This is a genomic window from Streptomyces sp. NPDC002133 (genome assembly GCF_040296405.1).
Lineage (GTDB): Bacteria > Actinomycetota > Actinomycetes > Streptomycetales > Streptomycetaceae > Streptomyces.
This window is the reverse complement of sequence record NZ_JBEOXF010000108.1, coordinates 1-13110: the sequence shown is the minus strand read 5'-3', so window position 1 is coordinate 13110 and position 13110 is coordinate 1. Positions and strand designations below refer to the sequence as shown.

General features: G+C 69.8%; 15 protein-coding genes. 11 read left to right on the top strand and 4 right to left on the bottom strand.

The features are described 5' to 3' along the window. Positions 1-661 precede the first annotated feature (661 nt). Positions 662-901 carry a hypothetical protein gene (locus tag ABT078_RS41515; protein ID WP_351237490.1) on the top strand — a complete coding sequence of 80 codons (240 nt, stop codon included), beginning with the start codon at positions 662-664 and terminating at the stop codon, positions 899-901. Positions 902-1243: 342 nt separating this feature from the next. On the opposite strand, the gene ABT078_RS41510 is transcribed toward ABT078_RS41515, so the two are convergent. Then, positions 1244-1765, bottom strand: a complete 522-nt coding sequence (locus ABT078_RS41510) for a cupin domain-containing protein (RefSeq protein WP_351237488.1) — start codon at positions 1763-1765, stop codon at positions 1244-1246. Between the two features lie 700 nt (positions 1766-2465). On the opposite strand from ABT078_RS41510, the gene ABT078_RS41505 reads away from it, so the two are divergent. Continuing rightward, positions 2466-2906 carry a hypothetical protein gene (locus ABT078_RS41505; protein ID WP_351237486.1) on the top strand — a complete coding sequence of 147 codons (441 nt, stop codon included), beginning with the start codon at positions 2466-2468 and terminating at the stop codon, positions 2904-2906. Positions 2907-3162: 256 nt separating this feature from the next. On the opposite strand, the gene ABT078_RS41500 is transcribed toward ABT078_RS41505, so the two are convergent. From ABT078_RS41500 to ABT078_RS41490, 3 genes are all read right to left on the bottom strand, one after another. Continuing rightward, positions 3163-3597 carry a VOC family protein gene (locus ABT078_RS41500; protein WP_351237484.1) on the bottom strand — a complete coding sequence of 145 codons (435 nt, stop codon included), beginning with the start codon at positions 3595-3597 and terminating at the stop codon, positions 3163-3165. 62 nt (positions 3598-3659) lie between these two features. Next, on the bottom strand, positions 3660-3950 hold the full coding sequence (locus ABT078_RS41495; protein ID WP_351237482.1) for a hypothetical protein: 291 nt from the start codon (positions 3948-3950) through the stop codon (positions 3660-3662). Next, positions 3950-4246, bottom strand: a complete 297-nt coding sequence (locus tag ABT078_RS41490) for a hypothetical protein (protein WP_351237480.1) — start codon at positions 4244-4246, stop codon at positions 3950-3952. The genes ABT078_RS41495 and ABT078_RS41490 overlap by 1 nt, the downstream gene beginning before the upstream one ends. A 147-nt stretch (positions 4247-4393) precedes the next feature. On the opposite strand from ABT078_RS41490, the gene ABT078_RS41485 reads away from it, so the two are divergent. From ABT078_RS41485 to ABT078_RS41445, 9 genes are all read left to right on the top strand, one after another. Next, positions 4394-4657: a GntR family transcriptional regulator gene (locus tag ABT078_RS41485; protein WP_351237478.1), complete on the top strand. Its 264-nt coding sequence runs from the start codon at positions 4394-4396 to the stop codon at positions 4655-4657. 25 nt (positions 4658-4682) lie between these two features. After that, entirely contained in the window at positions 4683-5552 is an 870-nt protein-coding gene (locus tag ABT078_RS41480) for a DUF2797 domain-containing protein (RefSeq protein WP_351237476.1), read from the top strand. A gap of 121 nt (positions 5553-5673) precedes the next feature. Continuing rightward, complete coding sequence (locus tag ABT078_RS41475; protein ID WP_351237474.1) at positions 5674-6009, top strand: antibiotic biosynthesis monooxygenase family protein; 336 nt, start codon at positions 5674-5676, stop codon at positions 6007-6009. Then, entirely contained in the window at positions 5996-6886 is an 891-nt protein-coding gene (locus ABT078_RS41470) for an amidohydrolase family protein (protein WP_351237472.1), read from the top strand. Before ABT078_RS41475 ends, ABT078_RS41470 begins: the two co-directional genes overlap by 14 nt. A gap of 130 nt (positions 6887-7016) precedes the next feature. Then, positions 7017-7592, top strand: a complete 576-nt coding sequence (locus tag ABT078_RS41465; RefSeq protein ID WP_351237470.1) for an IS607 family transposase — start codon at positions 7017-7019, stop codon at positions 7590-7592. Continuing rightward, positions 7585-9216, top strand: a complete 1632-nt coding sequence (locus ABT078_RS41460) for an IS200/IS605 family accessory protein TnpB-related protein (protein WP_351237468.1) — start codon at positions 7585-7587, stop codon at positions 9214-9216. Before ABT078_RS41465 ends, ABT078_RS41460 begins: the two co-directional genes overlap by 8 nt. A gap of 70 nt (positions 9217-9286) precedes the next feature. Next, positions 9287-10030 (top strand): response regulator transcription factor, encoded by a 744-nt coding sequence (locus ABT078_RS41455; protein WP_351237466.1) that lies wholly within the window; start codon positions 9287-9289, stop codon positions 10028-10030. A 4-nt stretch (positions 10031-10034) separates the two neighbouring features. Further along, the gene (locus ABT078_RS41450) at positions 10035-11558 is read left to right on the top strand and encodes a sensor histidine kinase (RefSeq protein WP_351237464.1); all 1524 of its coding nucleotides are present in this window, start codon (positions 10035-10037) and stop codon (positions 11556-11558) included. A 25-nt stretch (positions 11559-11583) separates the two neighbouring features. Then, positions 11584-12996 carry a bifunctional glycosyltransferase family 2/GtrA family protein gene (locus ABT078_RS41445; RefSeq protein ID WP_351237462.1) on the top strand — a complete coding sequence of 471 codons (1413 nt, stop codon included), beginning with the start codon at positions 11584-11586 and terminating at the stop codon, positions 12994-12996. Positions 12997-13110 lie beyond the last annotated feature (114 nt).

Here is a 13110-nt window from a genome sequence, read left to right as displayed (position 1 = left end):
GGACCTGACCGCGCTTGGGCGCTGCCGGCTCCGGCTCCTCGATGACCGTCAGGACCTCGGCGGGCGATCCGCCACGGGTGTAGACGACACGCTGGTTCATGGCTCTCCTCCTGCCCCCTGGTACGTGCGGGGCTTGGAAGGGACAGCCGACGTCCCGCCGCAGCAGGCTGTCCGCTGAATGCACCGGCGCATCAGCCGCCCGCCATCACGCAGCCCACGTTCACGCTCGCACGGTGGGCAACCAGCAGCACAGCCGCATAGGCCGATCGGGTCTGGGCACATATGAGGCGTCCCTGGTCCCGTCCGGAGGTGTGGTGTAACCCACGGCGCACGGCACCGACCGAGTGTCCAACTGCGCTACAACGGCCCCGCACCGAGGCATACATCCACGGACCCTCTCGGACAGTTCGCGCAGGTCACGTGCGGCCCGTTCGCAGGTCACACAGCCGCCCTCATTGCTTCGGGACGAAGAGCGGGCGTGCCACATTCGTGCCAGAACAGAGGGGGACTCACGGGGAATCGGGGTGCGCAGGGGCCGTGCCGCCGGACCCCGCCGAAGGCAGGGAACCCGCTGGTCAGACCAGAGATCGCACCACCTCGCTCCTGAAGCGGTGTTGCCGGACGTGGCGTCCAGGTACGTTCACGCAGAGGGGGTGCCGGTATGGGAGATGTGACGCTGGCCGGCCGGCCTTACTACGTCGTCCGAGTCACAGACGTATTGCTCGACCGCTGGAGCGTGGAGTTCGAGGGCATCGGCCCAGAAGGACTTCTCATCGTCGTGTCGAGGCCGTTTGACGCACCAGCCAGCGCGTTGGAGGTCACGGCGACGGGGGAGCTGACGGAGGAACTAAGAGGTGCTGCCATCGCGCACGCACAGGACTGGTTGTCCGACGACGAGTGACCCGGCCCGACCCGCACCAGATGCGCACCAGAACGGGGGGATAACCACGGTCAACGACGGCCGCTGCCGGACGTTGACCGGCGGTATGCGCCGAGGTACGACACGCCAGACGGCCTGAAAGAACTGTGATTCCCAAGCTCAGAGTTCATCGAGCAACTCGCCGAAATGTGCGCGGAAAATGTCGGACAGGCAGGATGGAAAGAGGCCGCACAGGCCCAGGCCTGCGTCACAACTTGCCCAACTCACGTCACGGCCCGATGTGGCGCTCCCTGCCCTCACCCTCAAGATCGTTAGCCAGAACACCCCCATTGAGGAAATGTCCTTCGCGCCGAGGCGCCTCTGTCAGGAAGATTCCGGAAGCATGATCGTCCTGGCCTTTCGGGCCATCAGGTCGAACCGCTCGATCTGATCGTCGTCGAGCGGCGGGGGAGCCTCGCCAGGGCGGACAGGCAAAGCGTGGTCGGCGATGATCTGCTCCAGGCGGGGAGGGGTGAACATGAAGATCATCTTTGCGGCGTGGTTGCCCCGGTTCAGGAAGCGGTGGCGGACCCCCCGGGGTATGTGGATGAAGTCGCCGGCCACAGCTGTGAAGGTGTGGTCACCGTCGAGAAATTCCAGTTCACCGTCGAGGATGTAAAAGGTCTCCTCCTCTTCTGGGTGGGCGTGAGCCGGCGGGCCGCCGCCCGCCGGAACCGTCGCCTCGATGAAACCGAAACCTCCGTTCGTCTGCGCACCTGTCGCCTTGATGGTGTAGACGTCACCTGCGGCCCACACCGTCGGGCCTTGCCCTGACGGCACGTAGACCGCTCCACGCTTGTTCCAACGCGGGTCGTCGGGCGGCATTTCGATCAGTGAAAAGCTCATGAGGCCACTTCTGTTTGAAAGTTACTCAAGCAGTATTTGCTTCGATAAGTAGCAAATCCCGGACTGCGTCAACGACCGGCCTCACGAAAGAAGCAAACACAAGTTGGGCCTGTCGGTCACGCGGACGAAAGTAGCAAGGGTTTCGTTGAAGCGTCAACTATCGTCCCTGCTCCCACCGGGGAGGAGTGAAGCGGCCACCGCCGGGTGAGTGTCAGACTGCGTGACAACGCCGACGACCACCGGCAGACAGGCGCGGACACCTGCGGACCATCGCAGCAAGCAAGAGGCGTGCCAGCCCAAGGCACAGCCTGTTCCCGCCCCGCACGCAGCATCTCCTTCCGCCCGCAGGCGGGTGCGGCGTCGGTCAGCAGCGGCTCCAGCCGCGCGGCCAGTCCTGCACCATCAGCTTGCGCCGCGCCAGGACCGGTCATCAAGAGCAGAACTGGGCACCCGCGCGGCCTTGTCGCCTTCCCGTTCCCGGCAATCGGTCGGCAAAGTGTGTCCCTCCGCGCCCGAGTCGATGCGGTCGGCGAACGCCGAGGTCTGTGACAGATCGCGTGACGCCGCCCCAGGGCCGACCGCGGGAAAACACTGTCTTATGATCACCGGGCGTGCGTAGGACGGGTGACCCCCCGTCATGTGCACGAACCGCTTCTTGACCACGGAGCGGGAGAGATTCTTCGGGAGGGGAACCGAAAGCATGCGTTTCAAGCGTTTTACAGTGGCCGCAGCCGTCATGGCCAGCGCCCTGGCGTTCACTGCCTCACCGGCAAGCGCCGATGAGCAGAAGTGGCAGACAGTCAGCACCAACGAGTGGTGGAGCTGCGGCCCCGGCTACAAGCACCACAAGGTCTCGTACAACGTCAACTACAAATGGTGCCACGTGCGCAACGCGGGCGGTTACGCACAGGCCGTCCTGGTCGTGCAGAACAAGTCCAGCGCGAAGGTCAACATCGAGGGAGCGATCAGCACCAACATTCCCGGTGGTGACGAGGACTGCGCTCCGTCGACTCTGGGCCCCGGTGCCACCCGAGGCTGCTTCGGTCCTACGAAGTGGGTCGGCACCGGAGTCGTCTTCATGACCGACGTGAGACTGAAGCTCAACAACGTCGATGAGTGGTACAGCGACGCTGAATTCTGAGTGATGCACGGCAGCGTCGTACCGCAACCCCGGCAACGGCACCGGTCCGGAAGCGTCCCTCCCGGGCCGTGAAGCGACCGGTACGACCGCCGCCGGCCGATCCGGTCAGAGGTACGGATCACAGGTTGCGGGTACACCCGAGAGGCCCCCGGAGATGATCCGGGGGCCTCTCGCATTGGGGCGTACAGCAGCTGAGTGGATGGATCGCCCGGACGGGAAGCGGCCGGTCCACAGCCGTAGGCCGGGGCGCCTCGCGTCACGCAGAGGCCGCGGCGACGCAGAACTCGTTGCCCTCCGGGTCGGCCATCATCACGTGGTGTCCCTCGAACTCCTCCAGGACGGTCCCGCCTGCCTTCGCCAGACGCTCGGACTCCGCCGTGATCCGCGCCCAGCGCTCGTCGGGGCTGCCGTGCCCGGGCACCCGGACGTCGATGTGGAGCCGGTTCTTCGCCGTCTTGGGCTCGGGGACCTTGAGGATGGAGAGGCGAGGGCCGATGCCGTCCGGGTCGCAGAGCCACGCGCCGTCGTCCTCGGAGTCGTCCTCCGGCAGGTCGAACTGCGCGAGCCATTCCTCGCGGGTCTTGAACGGAGGAGGCGGCGGCTCGTCGATGTAGCCCAGAGCCGTCTTCCAGAACGCGGCGAGGAGCCGCGCATCCGCGCAATCGAGGGTCAGGGTGATTCTGGCTGCCATGGCAGGACCGTACCGGGCCAGGGCCTGCCGTGCGGAAGAGAAGGCCCTCGCCCGTTCCTTGCTCAGCGCAGGCGTCGGCCGCGGCTCTCCGCCACGCGGAGGACGGCGTCCAGTGCGTCGGTCAACCGCTCGGCCAGGTAGCGCAGCTCGCCGGTGGGGGCGTCGGGTAGCAGTCGGCGGGCGTGGGCGAGGAGTTCCGTGCCCATGCCGAGGTGGATGGACTCCATCGCGTCGGCCACGCGGGACACGGGGCCGCCGTGGTCGTCCGTGATGAGGAAGCAGGGCTTGCCCTCGGGGCCGGACCAGGGCAGCAGGCGCGCCTCGGGCGGCGCGTGTTCCAGTGGCCGCTCCATCAGGCCACCTCCACGCCGTGGATCCAGTACGGACCAGGCGTGTCCAACCCCACGCCGGCCGACACCAGTTCGCGGAGCCGCGCGCGTTGGTCGTGCGCGGTCAGATACGGGCGGACCAGCCGGCCCGCCTCCGCGTCGAGCAGGGTGACGTTGCCGATGCCGTACGGGCTGCGGTGGGTGGGGAGAACGGCCTGTCGACGGGGGTGATGCCGGAGCGGAGGCGAAGGATGCGGTCTGCCGTTCGGCTTGAGCAGGAGGCGCGGTAAGGCGATGAGGCGGCGGATAAGGTCGGTCATGTCGTCAGCTCCTCTTCGGTCGGCTGATGGCCGTGCCCCCGGACGTTTGCCCGTCGCGGGGGTCACTGGTTTTCGCGCAGCAGCTGCGCGGTCTACTGAAGTCTACCGCGGTCGCGCGGTAGACGGCGGTGTTTTAGCGTCCACCGCATGAGCTCGGAGCTTGATCGGACCCGTCCCGTCTGGCGGCAGGTCGCCGCCGCCATCGCCACCCGCATCGCCGACGGCGAGTACCCCGTGGGTGCCCGGGTGCCATCGGTCGTGGAGCTGTCCTCCGAGTTCGGGATTGCGGCGTCGACCGCGCAGAAGGCGCTGGCCCACCTCAAGACGGAAGGGCTCATCCGCGCTGAGGTCGGCCTCGGCTCGTTCGTCGCCGAGCAGCAAGCGAAGCCCGCCGACGGCGAAAAGGCGTAGGGCGCGGCCGCACGGGAGCCGGACCATGCCGTGGCAGTGCAGAGGGTTGAGCTGGGCCCATACGCCGCCGGGGCTGATCTGGCGATCCGGGCGATCCGGGCGGACGAGCACGCTTGCGTACGGGCAGGACATCGCGTTCCGGGCAGTCGGGCAAAGACAGTGCACAGGGGCGCGGGGAAATGTGTGCCCCGTCGGGGCCGTCGTGCCGGGGCGGAGTACGGGAGGGCTGTGCCCGGAGTGTGCGCGGCTGGACCGGGCGCACTCGGTGGCCGCCGACACGGTCGCCGACGATCCGCGGCCGTACCGGGTGTATCTGGCCTGGTTCGGGCCGGGGATGGTGAAGGTGGGGATCACCGCCGAGCAGCGGGGTGCGGCGCGGCTGCTGGAGCAGGGTGCCGTGGTGTTCAGCTGGCTGGGGCGCGGGCCGCTGATGGCGGCGCGGCGTACGGAGGAGCTGCTGCGGGCCGCGCTCGGGGTGCCGGACCGGATCCCGTACGCGCAGAAGCGCGCGGTGCGTGCGGTGCTGCCGGCCGGGGCGGACGAGCGGGCCGGGGAGATCACGGAGCTGTACGCGCGGGCGGTCGCGCTGGAGGGGTGGCCCGAGGCGCTGGAGCGGATCGGATTCGAGGCCGTTGACCACATGGGGGTGTTCGGGCTCGAAGGGCTCCCGGCCGCTTGGGGCGTGGTCCGGGAACTGGTCGACGGCGGGACCGTCGCGGGACGGCTGATCGCCGCCGCCGGGCCGGATCTGCATCTGCGGACCGGTGAGGAGCGGGTGATCGTTCTGGACACTCGCCTGTTCTCCGGATGGGAGCTCGTCGGCGCCGAACGGACCGCCGGCCTCACCGTGGCCGTCGACGAGCTGCCGCACGGGGTCCAGGACGGGCTCTTCTGACCGGCGTACCGCCGACCCGCGTATCGCACGCACCGGGTAGCCGTACCGCCGAGTAAAGGCTTGGATCCCTTTGTGCCGCGGCCCTGGACACCACATCGGCGCACGTCGGAGGGTGTTCTTCATGAGCGATCACCTCGTGGCGGGGATCGAACCGCCCTACTACACCGTCGTGTTCACCTCCCACCTGCAGGAGGATCCGAGCGGCTACGACGAGACCGCCGCCCGTATGCAGGAGCTGGTCGAGCAGGTGCCCGGCTACCTCGGGTACGAGTCGGCGCGCACACCCGGCGGGCTCGGCATCACCGTCGGCTACTTCCGCGACGAGGAGGCCATTGCCGCCTGGCGGAAGAACCTGGAGCATCAGAGCGCTCAGCGCCGGGGACGCGCCGAGTGGTACCGGCGCTACAGCGTCCACGTCGGCAAGGTGGAGCGGGGTTACAGCTTTGAGCGGGAGTGAGGCGGAGGCCGGGGCGGTACGGGCCTTCTGGGAGCGGCTCGGGCTGCCCGGACTCGTCGATGTCCACACGCACTTCATGCCCGAGCGGGTGCTCGACAAGGTGTGGGCGTACTTCGACGCCGTGGGGCCGCTGACCGGGATGGAGTGGCCGATCATGTACCGCGCGGAGGAGGCGCGGCGGGTCGGCGTGCTCCGGGGGTTCGGGGTGCGGGCCTTCACGTCGATGCTCTATCCGCACAAGGCGGGCATGGCCGAGTGGCTCAACGGCTGGTCCGCCGACTTCGCCTCCCGGACCCCCGAGTGCCTGCACACGGCGACGCTCCACCCGGAGGACGGCGTCGAGCGGTACGTACGCCAGGCCGTCGAGGCCGGTGCCCGCGTCTTCAAGGCGCACATCCAGGTGGGCGCGTACGACCCGAACGACGCGCGACTCGACCCGGCGTGGGGCCTGCTCGCGGAGGCGGGGATCCCGGTGGTGGTGCACTGCGGGTCGGGCCCGGCGCCCGGCAAGTACACGGGGCCCGAGCCCATCGGCCGGCTCCTGGCGCGCCATCCGCGGCTGTCGCTGATCGTGGCGCACATGGGGATGCCCGAATACACGGACTTCCTCGACCTCGCCGAGCGGTACGGGGAGGTGCGGCTGGACACCACCATGGCGTTCACGGACTTCAGCGAGCGGTTCAGCCCGTTCCCGGTGAGCGAGCGTGGACGGCTGGCGGAGCTCGCGGATCGGGTGCTGTTCGGGACGGACTTCCCGAACATCCCGTATCCGTATCTGCACCAGCTGGAGGCGCTGGAGCGCCTGGAGCTCGGGGACGACTGGCTGCGAGCGGTCTGCTACGAGAACGGCGCCCGGCTCTTCGCCGTGACGCCCTGAGCCGGTCCCCGGCCCTGACCCGGTTCTCGGCCCCGAGACGGTTCTCGGCCCCGAGAGGGTCTTCAACTGCTGTTCTTCAAAGTCGGGTGAGTGAGCGTAACCCTGTATGAGTGAGTGTCGTTGTCAGGGCATGAATCTCACGGAATGGGCGAAGACGCAGGGCGTGCATCCGCAGACCGCGTATCGCTGGTTCCGCGAAGGGACGTTGCCGGTACCGGCTCAGCGGGTCGGCCCGCGAACAATCCTCGTTAACGTGGAGGTCAACGCGGCGCCCGAGGCGATCGGCGGGCTGGGCCTGTATGCCCGTGTCTCCTCCCCTGACCAGGAGACCGACCTGGAACGGCAGGTCGCCCGGCTGTCCCAGTGGGCGGCGCAGGCCGGCCACCGGGTGGTGCGCGTGGAGGCCGAGATCGCATCCGGTATGAACGGTGCCCGCCCCAAAGTCAAGCGGCTGCTGGCCGATCCGGGCGTGACCACAGTGGTGGTCGAGCACAAGGACCGGCTGGGCCGGATGAACACCGAACTTGTCGAAGCCGCCCTGTCCGCGCATGGGCGCCGCCTCGTGGTCCTTGATGATGGCGAGGTCCAGGACGACCTGGTGCGCGACATGGTGGAGGTGCTGACCTCGTTCTGTGCTCGCCTGTACGGTCGCCGGTCGGCGAAGAACCGTGCCCGCAAGGCTTTGGAGGCCGCCGAGCATGGCTGACTCCACACTGCGCACGATCGAGGCGCCGTTCGTCGCGCGAGGCCCGTCCGGGGTGGCGACCCGCACCAGCATCAAGGGCATGTCCCAGCGGGACCGTGAGGTGCTGCCCCTGGTGGGCGCACACCTGAGTTCGCTGGCTTGTGCCGATCTCAAGGCACGTTGCCGGGCGGGTACCGATCACGGCAGCGACCAGTGGGCGGAGCGCAAGCGGGCCCTGACCGAGGAGTCGTCCTCCCGCTGGGCCGGGAGTATCACGAAGACCACCCACGACCAGTGGGGCCTGGCGCGCCGTGCCCACCTCGCCCATATCCACAACCTTGAGGCCGGGGTGCGCACGATCGCGCACCGCCTCTCCCAGCCGGTCGGACAGAAGGGCACGAAGCGGGCGCCGGGTGGCTACCGCACGAAGCAGGAGTGGTTCCAAAAGACCCGGCGCCTGCATGTGCTGGAAGACCGGCTGGAACGCGAGCGGTCCGACCGTGAGGCCGGTGTCGTGCACGTGGTGCGGGGCGGGAAGCGACTGGCTCGCAAACGGCATAATCTCAAAGCTGCCCAGCTCACCGAGCACGAGTGGCGCGAGCGCTGGGATGCCGAACGCTGGTTCCTCCAGGCAGACGGGGAGTCAGGGAAGCGTTTCGGGAACGAGACCATCCGCGTCAGCTTGGACGGCGAGGTCGGCATCAAGCTCCCGGCTCCTCTGGCATACCTGGCCAACGCCCCGCGCGGCCGGTACGTGCTCGACGGCCGGATCGACTTCCGGCACCGCGGTGAAGAGTGGGCCGACCGCGTAGCGGCGAACCGTGCTATCGCCTACCGCATCCACCTGGACGTGGACCGGGGCCGCTGGTATCTCACCGCATCGTGGACGATTCCCCCGGTCCAGACCGTTCCCCTGGCCGTGGCCAGGGCAAACGGGCTCATCGGTGTGGACACCAACGCCGACCACTTCGCAGCATGGCGTCTGGATGAGCACGGCAACCCGATGGGTGAGCCCCGCCGATTCTTCTACGACCTCGACGGGCCGGCCACGTACCGGGACGCCCAGGTCAGGCACGCCCTCACCCGCCTCCTTCACTGGGCACGGCGTGAAGACGTCGCCATCGCGATCGAGGACCTGGACTTCGGCGCGGAGAAGACGCGGGAGAAGCACGGCCGCAGGAAGCGGTTCCGCAAGCTGATCTCCGGCATGCCCGTCGCCAAACTGCGGGCACGGCTCGTGTCCATGGCCGCCGAACTCGGCATCAGCATCGTCGTCGTCGACCCCGCCTACACCTCCCGCTGGGGCGCCGAGCACTGGCAGAAGCCCCTCAGCAGCAAGAACCGCAAGACCACCCGCCACGACGCCGCTGGCGTCGCGATCGGGCGACGCGCTCTCGGACACCGCGTCCGGCGACGGACGGCACCGCCCCCACACGACCAGAGCGATCGTGTGGGGCATCGGACCGCCCAGGCCGGACACGGCACCCGCGGGCGTGAGGAAACCCGCCTCCGCATCCCCGGACCACGGACACGATCCGTGTCGCCGGACGCGGCGAGAACGCGGGTGACCAGTGCATCCACAACCGTTCGGAATGCGCCAGTTGAACAGGTTTGGGTCCAAGACTCACTCCTGCTCACTGATTAGGAACGGTTCTCAGGAAATTCACAGGAAAGGGAAAGGTCGCTCTCACGGCCGGGTCCCAGGGTGGATCACCATGACGACGACCACCTCTCCCCAGGGCCGTACCGATCTGCGCAGGCCGGACGGCGGCCCCGTCCGGGTGCTCGTCGTGGACGACGAGGCGTCCCTCACCGAGCTGCTCTCCATGGCGCTGCGCTACGAGGGGTGGGAGGTGCGCAGCGCCGGTGACGGTGCGGGTGCGGTGCGCTCGGCGCGCGCCTTCCGGCCCGACGCCGTCATCCTGGACGTGATGCTGCCCGACATGGACGGGCTGGCGGTCCTCGGCAGACTGCGGCGTGAACTCCCCGACGTACCGGTGCTGTTCCTCACCGCGAAGGACGCCGTCGAGGACCGGATCGCGGGGCTGACGGCGGGCGGCGACGACTACGTCACCAAGCCGTTCAGCCTGGAGGAGGTCGTGGCGCGGCTGCGCGGACTGATCAGGCGCTCGGGCGCTGCCGCCGCCGTACGCAGCGAGTCCGTGCTCGCGGTCGGGGATCTCACGCTCGACGAGGACAGCCACGAGGTGACCAGGGGCGGTGAGTCGATCCACCTCACCGCGACCGAGTTCGAGCTGCTGCGCTATCTGATGCGCAATCCGCGTCGCGTGCTGAGCAAGGCGCAGATCCTCGACCGCGTGTGGTCGTACGACTTCGGCGGTCAGGCCAATGTCGTCGAGCTCTACATCTCCTATCTGCGGCGGAAGATCGACGCCGGCCGGTCCCCGATGATCCACACCAGGCGCGGTGCGGGGTATCTGATCAAGCCCGGTGAATGACCGCATGCGCGGGAGATGGTCGTTGCGGACCCGGCTCGTGGTGTCCGCGGTCGCGCTGATCGCGGTCGTCGCGGCGGTCATCGGCACGGTGACGACGGTCGCGTTGCGCAGCTATCTGTACGGGCAGAAGGACGAGCAGCTGCACTCCATCGCCATGCGGGCGGCCGGCCCGCCGCCGGACGCCCCGCGCGGGCCGCGGTCGCCGGACGACGCGCTGCGGTTCGTCACCGTGGGCGGCGCGCCGATCGGCACGGTCGGCGTGGAGGTGGTGGCCGACGGTTCGCTCGGCGACGGGGCCGTCTCGGCCCAGCAGGACTCGGACGATCTCGGTCCCGAGGTCACGGACCGGGCGTTGTCGGAGGCGGAGAAGTCGGCGCTGGCGGCCGTGCCGCGCGACGACCGCGCGCACACCGTCGCGCTGCCGGGACTCGGGGACTACCGCGTCGAGTACATCGCCGGCGGCCACGGCACCTTCCTGGTCGGCGTACCGCTCGCCGAGGTGCACAGCACCATCGGCACCCTCGTCGTCGTCGAGATCTGTGTGACCGGGGCCGGTCTCGTCGCCGCCGGTCTGGCGGGCGGGACGCTCGTCGGGGTTGCGCTGCGGCCGCTGCGCCGGGTCGCCGCGACCGCGACCCGGGTCTCCGAACTCCCGTTGCACAGTGGTGAGGTGGCGCTGCACGAGCGGGTGCCGGACGCGGAGGCGGATCCGCGCACAGAGGTGGGCCAGGTCGGTGCCGCGCTCAACCGGATGCTCGACCACGTCCACTCCGCGTTGGACGCGCGGCAGGAGAGCGAGACGCGGGTACGGCAGTTCGTCGCGGACGCCAGCCATGAGCTGCGCACGCCGCTGGCCTCGATCCGCGGGTACGCCGAGCTGACGCGCCGCGGGCGGGGCCGCGAGGAGACCGGACCCGACACCCGGCACGCGCTCGGACGCATCGAGGCGGAGGCGACCAGGATGACCGGCCTCGTGGAGGACCTGCTGCTGCTGGCCCGGCTCGACGCGGGCCGGCCGCTCTCGTACGAGAGCACCGATCTCTCGATGCTCGTCGTGGACGCGGTGAGCGACGCCCGCGCGGCCGGGCGCGACCATGTCTGGCGTCTCGAGCTGCCGGACGAGCCGGTGACGGTTCGGGGTGACGGGGCCCGGCTCCACCAGGTGCTGGTCAATCTGCTGGCCAACGCCCGTACGCACACGCCTCCCGGGACGACGGTCACGGCGCGGGTCCGCCCGCTCGACCGCGGGTCGGCGGTCGCCGTCGAGGTCCGGGACGACGGGCCCGGCATCCCGTCCGGGCTGCTGCCGCATGTCTTCGAACGGTTCGCGCGCGGCGACGCGTCGCGCTCGCGCGCGGCCGGCTCCACGGGCCTCGGCCTGGCGATCGTGCAAGCGGTCGTCGCCGCGCACGCGGGCACGGTGGGCGTGCGGAGCGTGCCGGGCTGCACGGTCTTCTCCGTATGCCTGCCGGGCGCGGCCACGGCTCCCGGCTCACAGACGGCGCACAGCCTCAGCACACGGCCGTGACAGCAGCCCCGGCGAGAGTCGGGCCATGCGAACCGACACTGCAACGGGCACCTTGCCGGCACGGGAGCATCTGCCCGTGGGCATGGCGGGCACGCCCGTACTCGACGTGGTCATTCCCGTCTACAACGAGGAGAAGGACCTGGAGCCGTGCGTACGGCGGCTCCACCACCACCTGGCGCGGACCTTTCCGTACGGCTTCCGGATCACCGTCGCCGACAACGCGAGCACCGACCGCACGCCGCAGGTGGCGGCGGCACTCGAGGCCTCGATTCCCGGGGTACGCGCGTACCGGCTGGAGCAGAAGGGCCGCGGGCGGGCCCTGCGGACCGTCTGGGGCGCGTCCGACGCGCCCGTACTCGCGTACATGGACGTCGATCTGTCCACCGACCTCAACGCCCTGCTGCCGCTGGTGGCACCTCTCATCTCCGGGCACTCGGACCTGGCGATCGGCTCCCGGCTCGCCCGGGCGTCGCGCGTGGTGCGCGGCCCGAAGCGGGAGTTCGTCTCGCGGGCCTACAACCTGATCCTGCGGGGCTCGCTGGCGGCGCGCTTCTCGGACGCGCAGTGCGGGTTCAAGGCGATACGGCGCGATGTGGCCCAGCGGCTGCTGCCGATGGTCAAGGACACCGGGTGGTTCTTCGACACCGAGCTGCTCGTGCTCGCGGAGCGGGCGGGGCTGCGGATCCACGAGGTGCCGGTGGACTGGGTCGACGACCCCGACTCCACGGTGCACATCGTGACCACGGCGGTCGACGACCTCAAGGGCGTGTGGCGGGTGGGGCGGGCGCTGGCGGTGGGCGCGCTGCCGCTCGACCGGCTCGCCCGGCCGTTCGGCGACGACCCGAGGGACCGGCAGCTCCCCGGTGTGCCGGGCGGGCTGGCCCGGCAGCTGGTCGGCTTCTGCGTGGTCGGGGCGCTGTCCACGCTCTTCTATCTGCTGCTGTACTCCGTCTTCCGGGCGGGAGCCGGGCCGCAGGCCGCGAACGCCGCGGCACTGCTGGTGTCCGCCGTCGCCAACACGGCGGCGAACCGGCGGCTCACCTTCGGGGTGCGGGGCCGGGAGCGAGCCGTACGCCACCAGGCCCAGGGCCTCGTCGTCTTCGCCATCGGTCTCGCTCTGACCAGCGGCTCGCTGGCCGCACTGGACACGGTCGGCGGCAACCCCTCACACGGGACGGAGCTGGCGGTCCTGATCGTCGCGAACCTCGCGGCGACGGTGCTGCGCTTCCTGCTCTTCCGCGCGTGGGTGTTCCCCGACCGGCGCACGGACGCACCTTCGGCGGCCGTCGCGCCTGCCGCTCCATCTGCCGCCTCGCCCGCCGACCCGTACGGCGACGCGACCGTGCAGCTGCGGGCCCTGCCCTTCGGCGATCCGCATGCGACGAGCTCGACGACCACCACGACGAACACGACGAACACGACGAGGACCCGACGATGACGACCACGCCTCACGGCCAGTACGAGCCGTTCACCGCCGCGGCCCATGCGGCGCCCGCACCCGCCGCGGCCCATGCGGCGCCCGCACCCGCCGCGGCCCATGCGGCGCCCGCAC

What these genes read in the sequence shown, in the direction of transcription:
- ABT078_RS41490 (WP_351237480.1), bottom strand. Translation starts at nt 4,246, where the DNA reads ATGACCGACCTTATCCGCCGCCTCATCGCCTTACCGCGCCTCCTGCTC.
- ABT078_RS41485 (WP_351237478.1), top strand. Translation starts at nt 4,394, where the DNA reads ATGAGCTCGGAGCTTGATCGGACCCGTCCCGTCTGGCGGCAGGTCGCC.
- ABT078_RS41450 (WP_351237464.1), top strand. Translation starts at nt 10,035, where the DNA reads ATGCGCGGGAGATGGTCGTTGCGGACCCGGCTCGTGGTGTCCGCGGTC.
- ABT078_RS41475 (WP_351237474.1), top strand. Translation starts at nt 5,674, where the DNA reads ATGAGCGATCACCTCGTGGCGGGGATCGAACCGCCCTACTACACCGTC.
- ABT078_RS41500 (WP_351237484.1), bottom strand. Translation starts at nt 3,597, where the DNA reads ATGGCAGCCAGAATCACCCTGACCCTCGATTGCGCGGATGCGCGGCTC.
- ABT078_RS41480 (WP_351237476.1), top strand. Translation starts at nt 4,683, where the DNA reads ATGCCGTGGCAGTGCAGAGGGTTGAGCTGGGCCCATACGCCGCCGGGG.
- ABT078_RS41510 (WP_351237488.1), bottom strand. Translation starts at nt 1,765, where the DNA reads ATGAGCTTTTCACTGATCGAAATGCCGCCCGACGACCCGCGTTGGAAC.
- ABT078_RS41455 (WP_351237466.1), top strand. Translation starts at nt 9,287, where the DNA reads ATGACGACGACCACCTCTCCCCAGGGCCGTACCGATCTGCGCAGGCCG.
- ABT078_RS41460 (WP_351237468.1), top strand. Translation starts at nt 7,585, where the DNA reads ATGGCTGACTCCACACTGCGCACGATCGAGGCGCCGTTCGTCGCGCGA.
- ABT078_RS41495 (WP_351237482.1), bottom strand. Translation starts at nt 3,950, where the DNA reads ATGGAGCGGCCACTGGAACACGCGCCGCCCGAGGCGCGCCTGCTGCCC.
- ABT078_RS41505 (WP_351237486.1), top strand. Translation starts at nt 2,466, where the DNA reads ATGCGTTTCAAGCGTTTTACAGTGGCCGCAGCCGTCATGGCCAGCGCC.
- ABT078_RS41465 (WP_351237470.1), top strand. Translation starts at nt 7,017, where the DNA reads ATGAATCTCACGGAATGGGCGAAGACGCAGGGCGTGCATCCGCAGACC.
- ABT078_RS41515 (WP_351237490.1), top strand. Translation starts at nt 662, where the DNA reads ATGGGAGATGTGACGCTGGCCGGCCGGCCTTACTACGTCGTCCGAGTC.
- ABT078_RS41445 (WP_351237462.1), top strand. Translation starts at nt 11,584, where the DNA reads ATGCGAACCGACACTGCAACGGGCACCTTGCCGGCACGGGAGCATCTG.